Source organism: Mycobacterium sp. NPDC006124 (assembly GCF_040614235.1).
In the GTDB taxonomy this organism is placed as follows: Bacteria; Actinomycetota; Actinomycetes; order Mycobacteriales; family Mycobacteriaceae; genus Mycobacterium.
Window position 1 is genome coordinate 375,891 of the sequence record NZ_JBEXUA010000004.1, and the last position, 16,609, is coordinate 392,499.

Below are 16,609 nucleotides of genomic sequence, written 5' to 3' on the forward strand. Positions count from 1 at the left end.
GGTCACTCCGATGAACATCCGGTGACGGCGACCGTCACGCCCCCGGCCGCTCCACCCCCGGACGGGGGAAGGGACAATGGCGGACGTGACGGAACAACCCACGTCGTTCTACGACGAAGTCGGCGGAGCCGAGACGTTCCAGACCATCGTGTCGACGTTCTACCAACTCGTCCGCGACGACGAGATCCTGCGTCCGCTGTACCCCGAGGACGACCTCGACGGGGCCGAGGAGCGGCTGCGCATGTTCCTCGAGCAGTACTGGGGCGGCCCGCGGACGTACTCGGACCTACGGGGGCATCCTCGGCTGCGCATGCGGCACGCACCGTTCAAGGTCGGCCCCATCGAACGTGACGCCTGGCTGCGCTGCATGCACACCGCAATCGCCGACGTGGACTCGACGACCCTCGACGACGCGCATCGTCAGGTGCTGCTGAACTACCTCGAGATGGCCGCCCAGTCGATGGTCAACTCGCCGTTCTAGCGCAGCACCACGGCCCGATCACCGCGGCGACGGTAGACGGTGCCGAACCGGGCGTCGACGCGCAACCACGTCGGCAGGACACGCACCCGCACCACTTCGTCGGCGGCCACCGACTCGGGGGCGAATTGGTCGGTGGTCGCCGCCTGCGGCAGGAAACCCATTGCCGTCAAGGCGAATACGCATCGCATCGGCACGCCGACGGTGACGTCACCGGAGCTGACCTGGACCACTTCCTGATCCAGCAGCGAGGCCGGCGGGCCGTGGGCGCTGCCGTATTCCTTGGCCAGGGTGACGCCACGCTGGGCGAGGTCGAGCACCGCGCGGGCAGGCACGTCGTCGAGGTGGACGAACCCGGTCTCCGGAGGCAGCATCCCGCGCCAGGCGGAGTCCATCGCGAAACCGGGGTCCACGAAACCCGACCGGTCCATCGACGGCAGGGCCAACGCGAGCGCGTCCGCACCGACGGAGAGGTCGGTGGGCGCGACGCGGCCGCCAACCACGCGGCTGGCCAGCACGTCGAAACCCGTTGCGAGCCATGCCACCACCTGGTGGTCACCGCGCTGGCGCAGCCGGACGACGCTGGCGTCGTCGAGTCGCACGGCGCGGTCGACGAACGTGGCCAGGTCCTCCCGGTGGGCGGCGTCGTCGAGCCAGAGTCCGCGTTCGCCGGCGCTCACCGCAGGTAACGCTGCAGATAGTCGCGGTGATGCGGAGCGAGCCGCACCAGACGCTGCTCCGCGATGTGGAACGCGGCCAGTTGCGACTCACCGATCACCGCCGGCTTGGAGTCCGGGTCGGCCAACGCCGACCGCACCTCGTAGCCGAGCGTGAAGTCGACCGCACGCAGCCGGTTGACCCAGATCGTCACCTGCAGAGGCGAATCCGCGAGCCGCAGCTGTCCCTTGTAGACCACGCGCACCTCGGCGATCAACAACCCGATGGTGTCGAAGTCGTCCGCGAACGGCTCGGTGAGGAACGGGACGCGCGCCTCCTCGAGGATCGTCACCATCGTGCCGTGGTTCACGTGTTGATACATGTCGATGTCGGACCACCGCACCGGCACCGGCGTCGTGAAGCGGGGCTTGGGTTCTGGCTGGTCGGTCACCCGGTGGTTCCCGTTCCGCTGGTCCTGGTCATGCTGCGGATCTGGCGGGCGGCCACCGACAGCGTGGCCAGGTCCTCGTCCCCGTCGGAGTAGATCTCGCCGAGCGTACGACGGGCGCGGGCCACCCGGGAACTGTTGGACAGCTCCCACTCCTCGATCTTCTGCTCGCCGGTCTCGTCGGGCTCGCCGACGGCCAGCACGTCGAAGCACAGTGCCCGAAGCGATCCGTAGATGTCGTCCCGAATCGCCAAGCGCGCCAAGGAATGCCAGCGATCGTCACGGGCCAGCCGCGACACGGCGGTGAGCAGCCCGTCGGCGCTGAGGTGGTCCATCATCGCGAAGTAGGTGTCGGCCACCTCGGCGGCGTCGCGCTCGACGATGTCGGAGATGTCGATGATGTCGAGCAAGCTGTACTGGTAGAGCCCCGTCGCCACCATCATCGCGAGATCTTCGTCGATGCCCTCGGCCACGAACTCCCCGGAGTCCTTGGCCACGATGGCCTTGTCCAGACCGCGCAGCCACTCCGACATCCGCGGAGTCAGCGCGGCCACCTTCTCGGCGAACCTGTTCACCTCCGCGCCGACGGCCAGCGGCTGGGGGCGGTTGTTCAGCAACCACCGACCGGCCCTGTCGATCAGACGCCGCAGGTCCAGGGTCATCCGGTCGGTGACCGCCACCGGCGCGCCCGCGGCCCCCGCGGCCCTGATCTGGCGCCACACGTCCCCGACCTTGAAGATCTCGTCGGTCGCGACGTAGGCCCGGACCGCGTCGACCGGTCCCACGCCGACATCCTCGGCGACCCGGTAGGCGTAGCTGATGCCCGCGGTGTCGACGAGGTCGTTGACGAGCATCGTCGTGACGATCTCCCGGCGCAGCTGGTGGGTGCGGATCTCTGGGCCGAAGCGGTCCCGCAGTTGATGCGGGAAGTACTCGGGCAGCCGGGCGGCGAAGACCTCCTGATCGGGCAGCTCGCTGCCGAGCACTTCGTCCTTGAGCGCCAGCTTCACGTATGCCATCAGCGTGGACAGCTCCGGGGACGTGAGCCCCAGCCCCGCCTCGACCCGGCGGCGGACCTCCTTGTCAGTGGGCAGCGCCTCCAACTCGCGGTTGAGGCCCCGCTCGGCGAGAGCCTTGATCTGGCGGGCGTGGACGGTGAGCAGACCGGGCGCGTTGGCCCGGCTGGTACCCATCAGGTCGTTCTGAGCGGCGTTGTCCTGCAACACCAACTCCCCGACCTCGTCGGTCATCGACATCAGCAGCGGGGTGCGCTCCTCGGCGCTGACCTGCCCACCGGTGACCAGCGAGTCGACGAGGATCTTGATGTTGACCTCGTGGTCGGAGCAGTCGACGCCGGCGGAGTTGTCGAGCGCGTCGGTGTTGACGTGCCCGCCGTTGAGTTCGAACTCGATGCGACCGCGCTGGGTCACGCCGAGGTTGCCGCCCTCGCCGATCACCTTGGCGCGCATTTGATTGGCGTTCACGCGCACCGCGTCGTTGGCGCGGTCGCCGACGTCGGCGTCGGATTCGGACTCGGCCTTGACGTAGGTGCCGATGCCGCCGTTCCAGAACAGGTCGACCGGGGCCTGCAGGATCGCCTTCATCAGCGCGGGCGGCGTCATCTCCTCGACGTCGTCGTCCAGACCCAACGCGGCACGGACCTGCTCGCTGATCGGGATCGACTTGTGCTCGCGGCTGTACACGCCGCCGCCGTCGCTGACGAGGCTGCGGTCGTAGTCGTCCCAACTGGAGCGCGGCAGCGCGAACATCCGCTCGCGCTCGGACCACGATGCCGCCGCGTCGGGGTTGGGGTCGAGGAAGACGTGGCGGTGGTCGAACGCGGCGACGAGTCGAATGTGCTTGGACAGCAACATGCCGTTGCCGAACACGTCACCGCTCATGTCGCCGACCCCGACGACCGTGAAGTCCTGGGTCTGGGTGTCGACGCCCATCTCGCGGAAGTGCCGCTTCACCGATTCCCACGCGCCCTTGGCGGTGATGCCCATCGCCTTGTGGTCGTAACCGACCGAACCGCCGGAGGCGAAGGCATCGCCGAGCCAGAACCCGTAGGACTTGGCGACGTCGTTGGCGATGTCGGAGAACGTGGCGGTGCCCTTGTCCGCGGCGACGACGAGGTAGGCGTCGTCACCGTCGCGGCGCACGACGTTCGCGGGCGTGGTGACCGCACCCGTCGCGGTGTCGACGTTGTCGGTGACGTCGAGCAGGCCGGAGATGAACAGCCGGTAGCAGGCCACGCCCTCGTTGCGGTAGGCGTCGCGGTCGGCGGCGTCGTCACCGGTGGGGGCCGGCGGGCTCTTCACCACGAAGCCGCCCTTCGCGCCGACCGGCACGATGACGGCGTTCTTGACCGCCTGCGCCTTGACCAGACCGAGGATCTCGGTGCGGAAGTCCTCGCGGCGGTCCGACCACCGCAGACCACCGCGGGCGACGTTGCCGAATCGCAGGTGCACGCCCTCGACCCGAGGCGAGTAGACGAAGATCTCGTATCGCGGTCGCGGCAGGGGCAATTCGTCGATCAGGCCGGGATTGAGCTTGATCGACAACACATCCTGGCTGCGCGCCGAGTCGGGGCTCGTGACGAAGTAGTTGGTGCGCAGCGTCGCCTGGATCATCGAGGCGAATGCCCGCAACACCCGGTCGGTGTCGAGGCTGACCAACGCGTCGATGCCGACGGCGACCGCGTTCGCCGCCGCCGAGGCGTCGCGCTTCTTCTCCCCCGACTCGGACTGCGCGTCGTCGGGGTCGAAGAGCGCCTCGAACAACTCGACCAACGCTCGGGCAGTCGCCGGGTTGTCGCCGACGACCGTCTCGATGTGGGACTGACTGTAGGGAAAACCCGCCTGCCGCAAGTACTTTGCATACGCCCGCAGCACCGTGACCTGCTGCCAGGTGAGGCCGGCCCGCATGACCAGTTCGTTGAAGCGGTCGATCTCGACTCGGCCGTACCAGATCGCGGTGACGGTGTCGGCGAACCGCATGGCGGTCGCCTCGCGTTCGACGGGGTCGTCTTGTTCGCGGATCGACTTCTGCGGCAAGATCTTGAACTGGTAGATCCACACCGGCATGCCGTCGGGGCGGTTGACGTAGAACGGGCGTTCCTCGAGGACGACGACGCCCATGCACTGCAGCATCGGCAGTAGCACGCTCAGCGACGCCGAGCGACCCGCGAGATACCACGTCAGGTTGGCGGGCTGCCCCTCCCCGCCGTCGGCGAAGACGAGTTTGACCGAATCATCGTGCAGCTCTTCGATGATCGCGATGTCGCCGATGGCGTCGTGCGGAGTGAACGCCTGCCGGTAGACCTCGGGGAAGGCAGAGGAGTAGTGCTCGGCTGCGGCGCGGGAGATCGCTCCGGTGGGAACCGCACCCATCAACCGGTCACCCCAGGTGCGGGCAGCCTCGGTCAGCAGGTTCTGAATCCTGGTCTCGGCGTCGAGCGAGACGTCGACGTCCTCGGGCTTGCTGCCGTCGGGCAGCCGAACGGTGAAGTGCACGACGGCCCAGGGTGATTCGCTGACCCGCGCGGTGTACTCGAGGCTCTCGCCACCGAGCTCGCGGACCAGGATGTCCTGCATCTCCAGACGCACGACGGTCGTGTACCGGTCACGCGGCAGGTACACCAGGCAGGACACGAAGTGCGAGAGCTGGTCGGTGCGCAGGAACAGCAGCGCCCGGCGGCGTGAGCCGAGGTCGACCACGGCGTTGGCCATGTCGAGGAGCTGCTGGGCTCCCATCGAGAACAGCTCCGAGCGCGGAATGGTCTGGATGATGTCCAGGGTCAGCGGACCCGGGTGGCTGTTGTCACCGTGCGAGAGCGCCAGTGCCTCGCGGACGCGACGCGAGATCAACGGTATCTCCAGCACGTTCGCGTTGGAGGCGGCGACGGTGAACAACCCGACGAACCGGTGCTCGATCGCGGCGGTCTGACCGGGCAGGGTCTCGCGGACCACCACGATGTGGGGATGTGCACCGTAGCGCAGATAGCTCGGCATGGTGGCCTGGGCGAGCACCAGCAGGTCGTCCTGCTCGGTCAACTGCGGCAACACGTCGGTCCGCAGCCGCAGCACGCCGAGCCGGCTGGCGGGGTCGACGGTGGCCCCGCCGTCCTCGACCGAGCAGCGCTGATAGCCCAGCAGCACGAAGTGTCCGTCGGCGAGCCATCGCAGCAGCGCCGCCACGTCGCGGCGGTCATAGGACGGGAAGTGACCCTCGCGGTCGGAGTCCAGCTGGCTGGCGAGCACGACCAACGCGGCGTCCAGGGCCGACTCGTCGAGGGCCACCTGCCGGGCGTCGCCGAGCACGCTGGGCAGCAGCGAGGCCGCCTCGGCGACGGCCTTGTCGTCGGCCGTCGGCGCGAGCTGGACGTGGATCCACGCCTCGTCCACGCCGTCGCGCGGCGCGTCGGGCGCGTTGACGGGATGGACGTCCAGCAGTCCTCCGGCGGGATCGCGCCGGACGCGGAACACAGGGTTCATGATCGCGGTGTACGCGACGCCGAGGCGGTGCAGGAGCACCGCCACGGTGTCGGTCAGCATCGGGGTCTGATCGGTGACGATCTGGATGGCCGGGCCGATTCCGTCGGGATCGTCGGCGGCGTGCACGGCGACCTTCGTGTCACCGGTGGCGCGCTGCTGCCCGACCGCGCGGTGGGCGGCCAGCAACGCCGGGGACACGGTGCGACGCGAGACGTCGACGGGCATCGTCAGCGCGGCGTCGGTGGCGGGTGCGTCACCGTGAGGGCCCTGGTGAGTGGCGAGGTAGGCCTTGGCGACGTCATCGGCGTCGACCTCCCGACTCCGCTCGACCATCGCGGTCTCGTCGCTGCGCTGCCGTCCTGGAACCCCAGGATTCACCGTCGTCATACCGATCGCTCCTACCTCACGCGCGCGTGCCGTCCGCCGTTGGATGAGATCGCCGAAGCGGCTCAGTGGCCCGCGGAAGTGACACTAGTGGCCCCCGGTGTCGCCGCGGCTCAACCGCGACAGATCAGTCGCGGGTGAGCCTGCGGTGCGTGACCCGGTGCGGGCGAGCCGCATCCGCGCCCAACCGCGCCAGCTTGTTCTCCTCGTAGCCGCCGAAGTTGCCCTCGAACCAGAACCACTTGGCCTCGTTGGCGTTCTCGCTTCCCGAGTCGCTGCGCTCCTGGCCGCCGGCGTCGCCCTCCCACGCCAGGATGTGCGTGCAGGTGCGGTCGAGGAACCAGCGGTCGTGGGAGATGACCACGGCGCACCCGGGGAACTGCTGCAGGGCGTTCTCCAAGGAGCTGAGGGTCTCGATGTCGAGGTCGTTGGTCGGCTCGTCGAGCAGGATCAGATTGCCGCCCTCCTTGAGGGTCAGCGCGAGGTTGAGGCGGTTGCGCTCACCACCGGAGAGCACACCGGCGGGCTTCTGCTGATCCGGTCCCTTGAAGCCGAACGCCGAGACGTACGCGCGCGACGGCACTTCGTTCTGACCGACCTCGATGAAGTCGAGCCCGTCGGAGACGACCTCCCAGACGTTCTTCTTCGGGTCGATGCCGCCGCGGTTCTGGTCGACGTAGCTGAGCTTGACGGTCTCGCCGACCTTGACGACGCCGCTGTCGGGCTCCTCGAGACCGACGATCGTCTTGAACAACGTGGTCTTGCCGACGCCGTTGGGGCCGATGACGCCGACGATGCCGTTGCGGGGCAGCGTGAAGGACAGGTCCTTGATGAGGATGCGTCCGTCGAAGCCCTTGTCGAGGTGGTTCACCTCCACGACGATGTTGCCCAGGCGTGGGCCCGTCGGGATCTGGATCTCCTCGAAGTCGAGCTTGCGGGTCTTCTCCGCCTCGGCCGCCATCTCCTCGTACCGGCTCAGGCGCGCCTTGTTCTTGGCTTGGCGGGCCTTGGCGCCGGAGCGCACCCACGCGAGCTCCTCGACCAACCGCTTCTGCAGCTTCTGGTCCTTGCGGCCCTGTACGGCGAGCCGCTCGGCCTTCTTCTCCAGATAGGTCGAGTAGTTGCCCTCGTACGGGTAGGCGCGGCCGCGGTCCAGCTCGAGGATCCACTCGGCGACGTTGTCGAGGAAGTAGCGGTCGTGGGTGACGGCGAGGATGGCGCCCTTGTAGTCGGCGAGGTGCCGCTCCAGCCACAGCACGCTCTCGGCGTCGAGGTGGTTGGTGGGCTCGTCGAGCAGCAGCAGGTCGGGCTCGGACAACAGCAGCTTGCAGAGCGCGACGCGACGCTTCTCACCGCCGGAGAGGTGGGTGACCGGCTCGTCGGGCGGCGGGCAGCGCAGCGCGTCCATCGCTTGTTCGAGCTTGGAGTCCAGATCCCACGCGTCGGCCGCGTCGAGCTCCTCCTGCAGCTTGCCCATCTCCTCCATGAGCTCGTCGGTGTAGTCGGTCGCCATCAGCTCGGCGACCTCGGTGTACCTGGCGAGCTTCGCCTTGATCGGGACGCCCTCCTCGACGTTCTCCCGAACGGTCTTCGACTCGTCGAGTTGCGGCTCCTGCATCAGGATGCCGACCGTGGCGCCGGTGGCGAGGAACGCGTCACCGTTGTTCGCCTTGTCCAAGCCGGCCATGATCTTCAGGACGCTCGACTTGCCGGCGCCGTTGGGACCGACCACGCCGATCTTGGCTCCGGGGAGGAAGTTCAGCGTGACGTCGTCCAGGATGACCTTGTCACCGTGCGCCTTGCGGACCTTCTTCATCGTGTAGATGAACTCAGCCATGCTTTGGGGAGTGCCTTTCCGGTCTGCGGGTGTCGCTCGACCCACCATCCTAGGCGCGACGGTTCGGGGCTACGCCGTCAGTGGCAGGCCCCGCTCCTCGACTTCTCCGTCGACGGTGTCGGACGGGTCGCCCTCGGAGTTCGCCTCGGCGTCGGGTTCGACGTCGTCCTCGGTGCGCTTGCGTTGCTCGATGCGCACCGTGGCGCGCGTCAGGTCAGGGCCGACCGCGGTGGCGCGTACCTCGACCGACGAACGCCGGTTGCCCTCCTTGTCGTCGTACTCGCTGGTGTAGACGGTGCCCACCACGACGACCGGGTCACCCTTGATCAGCACGCCGCTGACGCCGTCGACCACCCGCCCCCAGCAGTTCACGTTGACGAACAGGGAGTTGCCCGTCTCCCAGGTGCCTTCCGGCGTGCGCCGGCGGGAGTTGCTCGCGACGCGGAACTTGAACACCTGCTGATCGCCGACGCGGCGGAGGATCGGGTCGGTGACGATGGTCCCCACCATGTGGAACGGGGTCTCGAACATTTGCGCTTCCCTTCATCGGTTCTATCCGGCAGCGCCAGTCGCGCTGCCCGACACCACTGAACGTCCGGGGGCCGACGCGGAGCGGGCATCGACCGCCTCCGACGGCAGGCCCTGTGGATGAACCGGTGGTTGTGGACGAAGGGGTCAGCGCTCCTCGAGCTTGGCCAGCTTGGCCAGCATGTTGTTGTACGCGGCGAGGTCGGCGTCGTCGTCGCGGTCGGCGGCACGGTCCAGCCGTATGGCCGTGCGCTGATCGCTGCGGCGCCACTGCACCAGCAGGGCGATCAGCACTAGGACCAGCGGGACCTCGCCCGCCGACCACGCGATTCCGCCGCCGAGGCGTTGATCCGCCAGCAGGTCGGTGTGCCACGGCAGCTGTAGCGACTTGTAGAAGTCACCTGCCAGGACGGCCTTCGTGCCCATGAGCACCACGCCGAAGAACGCGTGCAGCGGCAGCGACGCGAACACCACGGCCAGCTTGGCGATCGGCGGGATGGGCCGCGGCGTGGGATCCACCCCGATCACCACCCAGTAGAAGAGGTAACCGGTCACCAGGAAGTGCAGGTTCATCGCGACGTGTGCGGCGTGGCTGGTGACCGCCACGTCGAAGATGCCGCCGAAGTACAGGCCGTAGAAGCCGGACACGAAGATCACCGTGGCGACGATGGGATTGGTCAGGAACCGCGACACCCGGCTGTGCAACGCCGCCAGCAGCCACTCCCGCGGACCAGGTGCGCCGCCGGCACCCGCCACGGGCAACGCTCGTAGCGCCAGGGTGACGGGAGCGCCGAGCACCAGCAGCACCGGCACCAGCATCGACAACAACATGTGGGCGGCCATGTGCATGCTGAACATCGCGGGCATGTAGCGGCCGATGCCCGACGACGACGCGAACAGCAGCACCGCGCACCCGCACAGCCAGGCGACGATGCGCCCGGTGGGCCAGGCGTCGCCGCGCTTGCGCAGCCGCCACACCCCGGCCAGGTACAGCCCGGCGAACACCAGGGCGGCGGTGCCGAGGATCAGGTCGAAGCGCCAGTCGAACAGGATCCGCGCCACGGTCGGGGGCCCGGCGAGGTCGTAGCCGATCTCCACTGCGGTGACCGACGGGTTGAAGATCGCCGGCGGGGGTGGTGGGGTGCGGCCCAGCGCGACGGCGATGCCGAACGTCAGACCGAACACCCCGGCCTCGATCAGCGAGAGCCGGATCAGCGCGCCCCGCCCGTCGGGATTGGCCTGCAGTGCCGCCACGCCCCGGCGCCGCTGCAGCCAGCCCAGGACGCCGAGCACGATCAGGGCGGTGGCCTTGCCGATCAGCAACCAGCCGTAGGTGGTGCTGACGAGGTCCTCGACGCGGACGCGCACCAGGGCGTTGACCACTCCGGAGACGGCCATCGCGACGAAGCAGCACAGCGCGACCACCGAGAATCGCCGTGCGGCGAGATCGGCGTGCTCACCGCCGCGGAGCGCGTGCACCAGCAGGGCCAGCAGACCGCCGGCCCACAGCGCGCCGGCCATCAGGTGGATGAACAGGCTGTTGGTGCCGAGGTCGTGCGACCCGCCCGCCGACGAGTGCCCCGTCAGCGCCAGCGGCAGCAGCGTCACCAACGACCCCGCGCACAGCAGCGGGGTCCAGGACCAGCGCAGCACCGGGATCGCGAGCACCGTGACGATCGCCGCGAGCAACGCCGTCCAACGCCAGGCGCCCGCAACGTCGATCAGGCTCGCCACCGACCAGATCGCGCTCGGGTCGAGGCGGCTGGTCAGCGGTTGGCCGGTGACGTCGGAGACGGTCAGCGGCACCAGCAGCGCCGCGCACACGGTCCAGACCCCCGACGCGACGACGCCCGTCCGCAACGCCCGGTATCCGGATGCGTCGAGCACGCCGGTGCGCTGCGGTGGCACCAGGAACGCGGCCAGCAGGAACGACCCCGTGGCGACGACGGCGGCGATCTCACCCGCGGCCCTGACGAAGGGCAGCCCGTAGTTGGTGACGGGCCCGGGATCGGGCAGGCCGGTCGCGGTCAGCGCGTCGGCCAACGACAGCGCGGCGAGGCCGGCGGCGGTCGCGCCGGCCAGTAGCCCGACGCCGAACAGGATCGGCCACACCGCGCTGGTGCGGGTCTCGGCCCGCGCCTCCGTGGTGGTCATGCCAACAGCGTATGGCGCGTCGCCGAAGTGGCTCCACCCGCTGCGGTCAGCCGCGGTCGGCGCGCATCACCAATTCCCGGACGAAGAACTGCTCCCGGGAGAATTCCTCGACCTTGCCCATGTCGCCGAGGATGCCGCGTAGCTCGGCCAGGAACGCCGACCGGCGCTCCTCGAGGTCGGCCGCGGGCTCGAGCAGGTTCTGGTCTGAGATCACCTGACGCGCCGTGGCGAACAGCAGCGCCGACACCGACTCGTTGCTGCGGACCCGGTGCTGAGCGATGTATTGCCCGCCGACACCAAGGGCCAGCGTGGTGAGATCCTTCTCTCCGATGTCGGGCGGGGTTCCCCTCAGGACGTCGGCGACGATCTCGTAGGCCTCGACGAACGGGCGCAGGATCGCCCCGGCGACCAGCGGTCGCTTGGCCCGCAGGATGGCGTCGGTCTCCTCGCCGCCGGCCGCGACGTGCCGTTCCCAAGCCTCGTGCCACGACATCTCCTCGGCGATATTGGCACGGAAGTTCGCCGAGTCGGCGAAGTAGAACTCGAACTTCAGCAGATCGCGCAACCGCATCGCCTGCGACCAGAACGCCTCGAGGCGATCCCCCTCGGCGCGAGCCGAGTAGGCCAACGCCAATTCGACGATGGCCGTCTCGAGGAACGCGTGGCTGAGCGTGTTGCGGTAGAAGGCGGCCTCGTGTTCGTCCTCCGCCGCGATGCGCCACACCGGCTCCCGGCCTCCGTCGATACGCGTCACCGGATGCCCGCCGGACAGTGCCTCGACCGCCGCCCGGATGCCCTCGTCGGTCCGAAGCCGCAGCGCGCTGTTGGTCATCGGCGTCTTCTTGCGCTCGAGGTAGTCCAGCGAGTCACGCAGGGTGTGGTGCAGCTGTCCGAGGGTCAGTGCGACTCCGTTGGTGGCGAGCAGCACCGCCGACACCAGGCCGGTCGCGTTGATGGGGGTGACGCGCAGGATGCGCCACGCCACCTCGAAGGCCATCTTCTGCATGGCCAGCCTCTTGGCGGCCTCGTCCTCCGCGATGTCTCCGTGCGGTTCGCCCAGGTACTCCCGCATCGACACGGCCTCGGGGAAACGGACGTAGATCTTGCCGTAGTTGCGGTCGCCCTGAGCCTTGATGAAGTTGTAGAGCCAGGACAGGCTCTCGGGCGTCTTCTCCCCCCCGCGGGCGTAGGCGGCGTACTCGGCGGTCTCGTGGAGCTGGTCGAAGCTGATCGACACGGGCTGCAGCAGAATGTCGTCACTGCGGCCGGCGAGGTAGGCGTCGGCCACGTAGGCCAGCAGACCGAGCTTGGGGGGCAACATCTTTCCGGTCCGCGATCGGGTGCCCTCGATCGACCAGTTGAGGTTGAATCGCTTCTCGACGATGTAGCCGACGAACTCCTTGAGCACGTACTTGTAGGTGGGGTCGTCGAGCTTGCGCCGGATGAAGATGACCCCCGATCGGCGCATCAGCGGTCCCATGGCGCCGAATGAGAGGTTGATGCCGGCGAAGGTGAACACCGGCGGCAGCCGGTTCTCCTGCATGGCCACGGGCACGATCGCCCCGTCGAGGTAGGACCGGTGCGAGAAGAGCAACACCGCGGGATGGTTCTCCAACGCCGACCGCATCGCCTCGATCTCGTAGCGGTCGTAGTCGATGTTCGGGTCGAAGCCCCGGCTGAAGATCGCCCGGCCGAGGGTGGGGATGAGGTCGACGGAGAATCTGCTCCACCCCGTCGAGAGCTCGTCGAGCATCTCCCCCGCCGATTCCAGCGTCGCGCCGGGGATCTTGGCCAGGCCCTCGCGAAAGCGCGCCGAGGCCAACATCTCCGGCTTGATCAGCCGTGGCGACTTGTACTCCGGGCCGAGCAGCCGCAGCTCGACCCGACCGATCGCCAGCGCCGCGCGGCGTATGACGAAGTGGGCGAAGTCCCGCGGGTTCTCCGCGACGGTGGTGTCATTCCAGTGCTGGCGCAGCTCGGAGACCTTGGCGGGTTCACCGGCCACCACACGAGCGCGGGCGGGATCCTTGCGAAGGATGCCGCGCTGCAACAACTTCGGTGGACGGTAGGTGTCGCGGCCGCTGATCAGCGCGACGACCTTCGAACGGGTGGGCAGACCGCCGGGAATCCAGAACACCCGCACCGGGAACACCGACCGGGCCTCGTCGACGTCGAGCAGTTCGACGAGACGGGCCAGCGTGGCCGGGGGCGGCTCACCATCGGTGGGCAGTTGCAGTACCTCGATGCGGGCCTCCGGGTGGGCCTTGCGTTGCTCGGCCAGCCAGTCGTCGAGCATCTCCACCTCGGCTGGTGAATCCACCGCCGCGAGCACCAGCGCGTCGTCGGTCGGGGTGAAGCTGTGCAGCGCGTCGGCGGTTACCTTCACGGTCGACCCTTCTTCGCCGGCGCCTTCTTCGCGGGGATCTTCTTCGCGGCAGGCGTATTGGCCGCAGCCTTCTTGGCCGGAGTCTTCTTGGCGGGCGCCTTCTTCGCCGGAGCCTTCTTGGCGGGCGCCTTCTTGGCGGGCACGCGTTCGTAGAGCGGTGCGCTGGGCAGCACGTCCGCCGGCCAGTCCTTGAGGGTGTCGAGGTAGAGCTGGCGGACCTCGGCGATGCGCTCGGTCAGATTCTCGGTGGTCCAGTCGTCGACGGGGATCGGCGGGAATACCGCGACGTCGACCGCACCGGCGTTGAAGGTGCTGGAGTTGCGCTCGGCGATGATCTCGGCGTTGCGGATGACGATCGGCACCAGCGGTACGCCGGCCGCCATCGCGATCCGGAACGGACCCTTCTTGAACTCTCCCACCTCGGTGGTGTCCAAGCGGGTGCCCTCGGGCGCGATGAGCACCGAAATGCCCTTGCGCGCAAGGTCTTCGATCTTCTGCAAACTCTCCACCGCGGCCTTCGGGTCGTCGCGGTCGATGAACGCGGCGTCGAGCACCCGGCCGACCGTGCCCATCAGCGGGTCCTTCTCGAGCTCCTTCTTGCCGACGGAGGTGAAGTTGTCGCTGATCAGCCGGCCCGCGATGAACGGGTCGGCCTGGTTGCGGTGATTGAACAGGAACACCGCGGGGCGCTTGGCCGTCAGGTTCTCCTCACCGAGGACGTTCAGGTCGATGCCGATGGAGGTCATCAGCAGCCGTGTCCACGCGGCGGTGAAGAAGTTGACCCCCGTGCGACGGTTGCGCGTGAGCAGGCCGAGGCCGAGGCCACCGGCGGCGGCGGGCAGCAGCGAGGCGATGCCGGCCACCGTGCGCAGCTGGGCCACCGGACTGCTGCCGCTGCGGCTGGTGAACTTCAGGATCGGCCAGCCCCGCTTGACGGCCACCGCCTGCAGCTTGCCCGCGGGATTGGTCGGTCGCGGATTGCCGACCAGATACATCAGCGCGACGTCCTCGTCACCGTCGGCGTAGAAGTAGCTCTTGGACAGGTCGACGTCGTTGCGGGCCGAGAAGGCTTGCACCGCACGGGCCTTGCCCGGGCCCCAGATGATCGGCGCGCGCACCTCGCCGGTGATCAGCCCGTCGTCGTCGGTCTCGAACTGGTTGCTCAACACGTTGTCGATGCCGAGGAACCTGGCCACCGGTTCCACCTGGACGGTCAGTGCCGACGAGCTGAGCACGACGGTGTGGCCGCGGGCCTGGTGGGCGCGCACCAGCGCGCGCATCTCCGGATAGATGCGGCCCTGGACGTGTTGGACGAAGAGTCGCTCGCCGAGTTCGTCGAGGTCGCTGATGGAGTTGCCGTGCAACATCCGTGCGCCCTTGCCGATCAGATCCTCGAACTCCGAGCGGCCCAGCTGATGGTTCAGCCCGGCCTGCACCATGCCGATGAATTCGCCGACGCTCATCTGACCGCGTCGCAGCCGGTCCTGGGTCATCATCACCCCGGTGAATCCGGCCACCAGCGTTCCGTCGAGGTCGAAGAACGCGCCGACCTCGGGCCCCTCCGGGCTGGCCTCGATCTCGGCGACCGAGCCGGGCAGCCGAAGGATCACGTTGTCGCCCTTGCGTTCGGGCTGTCCGTTCTGCGAACTCATTGCGGTGCACTCCCATTGGCCGAGGTGGTCACGGTCGTCGTCGACGGCGGGTCGATGGCGAAAGAAGCGGGCGTCGCGCGGCCCTCGCCCCCGAGGGCCAGCACCTCGTCGAAGCCGGCCAGCAGGCATCTGGCCCAGAGCGCCTCGTCGGCGACGGCGGCGCGGTCATAGCGGGTGGTGATCGTGCAGTAGCCCGCGCGTGACACCAGGACCACCATCATGGCGACCCCGGGCAGCGGCCCAATGCCGTAGTGCCGCAGGATCTTCGCTCCCGCGATGAAGGTGTCACCCGGATAGATGGGCACGTTGCTGGCCTGCACGTCGGAGTTGACCACCGACCCGGCCACGGATTCGAGGATGGCGTCGGGCAGCAGGCTGATCAGCGGCGCCATCGCCCCGACCATGTCGATCGCCCGCTCTTGGCGCTTGCGCATCATTTGGGCCCGCACCTTGGCGATGCGCTTGGCCGGATCGGCGACGCCGACCGGCGCGGCGAGATTGACTCCGGCGAAGCGGTTTCCGCCAGCGGGGTCGTCGTCGGACCGCAGGTTGACCGGTACCGCCATGGGCAGCGTGGAGACGGGGATGCCCTTGGCTTCGTGGTAGAGCCGCAGCGCCCCGCACAACCCGGCCAGGTACGCGTCGTTGATGGAGCCGCCGGCCGCCTTCGACGCTTTGTGCAGATCGCCGAATGCGATGTCGATCGCCTCGGTGCGCGAGGACATGCTGCGCCGCCGCAGCAGTGGTGACGGGTCGGCGACCGGACCCATCACCCGCGCGCTGGATCTGGCGTAGGTGACGACGCCGCCGACCGAGGACACCGGGTCGCGGACCACCCGGCCCACCAACGACGCCGCTCCCCCGATGGCGCCGAGGATGCCGCCGGTGATCGATCCGGGCAGCTTGGCGATGCCCTCGCGCATGAGGTCGGTGGGCGAGAGATCCTCGGGGATCGGCAGGGGCGCAACCTTCGCCGGTGGCGGATCGCGTTCGACGTCGTAGATGTTGGCGAACATCTCGATCGCGCCGACGCCGTCGGTGACGGCGTGGCTCAGGTGCAGCATCGTCGCGGCCGTGCCGTCGGCGAGGCCCTCGACCAGAGTGGCGGTCCACAGGGGTCGCGAGATGTCCATCGGCGACTGCAGGGCGACCTCGGCGAGATCCATCACCTCGCGCAGGGTGCCCGGCGCAGGCACGCGGACGCGGCGCACGTGGAAGTCGAGGTTGAAGTCGGGGTCGACGACCCACCGCGCCGGCGCGGTCGGCAGGGTGGGCATCACGACTTTTTGACGAAGGCGCAACACCTTTCGGGAGGCGTTCTCGAAACGGTCGCGGAAGCGCTCCCAGTCCGGTGCGGCGTCGAGCAGCTCGACGCCCATCAAACCCGACCGGGTGCGTGGGTTGGCCTCACCGCGGTGCAACAACTGGTCGACCGCGCTCAGCTCCTCGGGCAGTCCGCCCACGGCGTCGTCCGGCCTGTCGCTCATCGTTCGTCGATCTCCTGCCGTCGTCACCCCGAGTGCGTGGTCCACGCTAGTCCGCCGCCCCATGAAGCGGGTCGCAATACCGGTGTTGTGCGGCGGTTGCCA

The 16,609-nt window shown here is 68.6% G+C and carries 10 protein-coding genes; 1 reads left to right on the forward strand and 9 read right to left on the reverse strand.

The genetic code is table 11. From position 1 onward, the window contains the following. Nucleotides 1-76 precede the first annotated feature (76 nt). Nucleotides 77-481 carry a globin gene (locus tag ABZ195_RS11455; protein WP_355217660.1) on the forward strand — a complete coding sequence of 135 codons (405 nt, stop codon included), beginning with the start codon at nt 77-79 and terminating at the stop codon, nt 479-481. On the opposite strand, the gene ABZ195_RS11460 is transcribed toward ABZ195_RS11455, so the two are convergent. The 9 genes from ABZ195_RS11460 to ABZ195_RS11500 form a co-directional block, all read right to left on the reverse strand. Further along, complete coding sequence (locus tag ABZ195_RS11460; protein WP_355217661.1) at nt 478-1,158, reverse strand: hypothetical protein; 681 nt, start codon at nt 1,156-1,158, stop codon at nt 478-480. The genes ABZ195_RS11455 and ABZ195_RS11460 overlap by 4 nt on opposite strands. After that, nucleotides 1,155-1,586, reverse strand: a complete 432-nt coding sequence (locus ABZ195_RS11465) for a thioesterase family protein (RefSeq protein ID WP_355217663.1) — start codon at nt 1,584-1,586, stop codon at nt 1,155-1,157. The genes ABZ195_RS11460 and ABZ195_RS11465 overlap by 4 nt, the downstream gene beginning before the upstream one ends. After that, nucleotides 1,583-6,412: an NAD-glutamate dehydrogenase gene (locus ABZ195_RS11470; RefSeq protein ID WP_355217883.1), complete on the reverse strand. Its 4,830-nt coding sequence runs from the start codon at nt 6,410-6,412 to the stop codon at nt 1,583-1,585. Before ABZ195_RS11470 ends, ABZ195_RS11465 begins: the two co-directional genes overlap by 4 nt. 178 nt (nt 6,413-6,590) lie before the next feature. Then, nucleotides 6,591-8,300, reverse strand: a complete 1,710-nt coding sequence (ettA, locus tag ABZ195_RS11475) for an energy-dependent translational throttle protein EttA (protein WP_355217664.1) — start codon at nt 8,298-8,300, stop codon at nt 6,591-6,593. Between the two features lie 69 nt (nt 8,301-8,369). Next, on the reverse strand, nt 8,370-8,831 hold the full coding sequence (ssb, locus tag ABZ195_RS11480; RefSeq protein ID WP_355217666.1) for a single-stranded DNA-binding protein: 462 nt from the start codon (nt 8,829-8,831) through the stop codon (nt 8,370-8,372). Nucleotides 8,832-8,975: 144 nt separating this feature from the next. Then, nucleotides 8,976-10,982 (reverse strand): cytochrome c oxidase assembly protein, encoded by a 2,007-nt coding sequence (locus ABZ195_RS11485; protein WP_355217668.1) that lies wholly within the window; start codon nt 10,980-10,982, stop codon nt 8,976-8,978. A 46-nt stretch (nt 10,983-11,028) separates the two neighbouring features. Beyond that, nucleotides 11,029-13,368 (reverse strand): glycerol-3-phosphate 1-O-acyltransferase, encoded by a 2,340-nt coding sequence (locus tag ABZ195_RS11490; protein ID WP_355217670.1) that lies wholly within the window; start codon nt 13,366-13,368, stop codon nt 11,029-11,031. Further along, nucleotides 13,365-15,020: an HAD-IB family hydrolase/lysophospholipid acyltransferase family protein gene (locus tag ABZ195_RS11495; protein WP_355217672.1), complete on the reverse strand. Its 1,656-nt coding sequence runs from the start codon at nt 15,018-15,020 to the stop codon at nt 13,365-13,367. The genes ABZ195_RS11490 and ABZ195_RS11495 overlap by 4 nt, the downstream gene beginning before the upstream one ends. Next, on the reverse strand, nt 15,017-16,507 hold the full coding sequence (locus tag ABZ195_RS11500) for a wax ester/triacylglycerol synthase family O-acyltransferase (RefSeq protein ID WP_355217674.1): 1,491 nt from the start codon (nt 16,505-16,507) through the stop codon (nt 15,017-15,019). The genes ABZ195_RS11495 and ABZ195_RS11500 overlap by 4 nt, the downstream gene beginning before the upstream one ends. Nucleotides 16,508-16,609: the final 102 nt, after the last annotated feature.

Excerpts from the sequence above, each read along its gene's own strand:
- ABZ195_RS11455 (WP_355217660.1), top strand. The coding sequence starts at position 77 with ATGGCGGACGTGACGGAACAACCCACGTCGTTCTACGACGAAGTCGGC.
- ssb (WP_355217666.1), bottom strand. The coding sequence starts at position 8,831 with ATGTTCGAGACCCCGTTCCACATGGTGGGGACCATCGTCACCGACCCG.
- ABZ195_RS11470 (WP_355217883.1), bottom strand. The coding sequence starts at position 6,412 with ATGGTCGAGCGGAGTCGGGAGGTCGACGCCGATGACGTCGCCAAGGCC.
- ABZ195_RS11500 (WP_355217674.1), bottom strand. The coding sequence starts at position 16,507 with ATGAGCGACAGGCCGGACGACGCCGTGGGCGGACTGCCCGAGGAGCTG.
- ABZ195_RS11495 (WP_355217672.1), bottom strand. The coding sequence starts at position 15,020 with ATGAGTTCGCAGAACGGACAGCCCGAACGCAAGGGCGACAACGTGATC.
- ettA (WP_355217664.1), bottom strand. The coding sequence starts at position 8,300 with ATGGCTGAGTTCATCTACACGATGAAGAAGGTCCGCAAGGCGCACGGT.
- ABZ195_RS11485 (WP_355217668.1), bottom strand. The coding sequence starts at position 10,982 with ATGACCACCACGGAGGCGCGGGCCGAGACCCGCACCAGCGCGGTGTGG.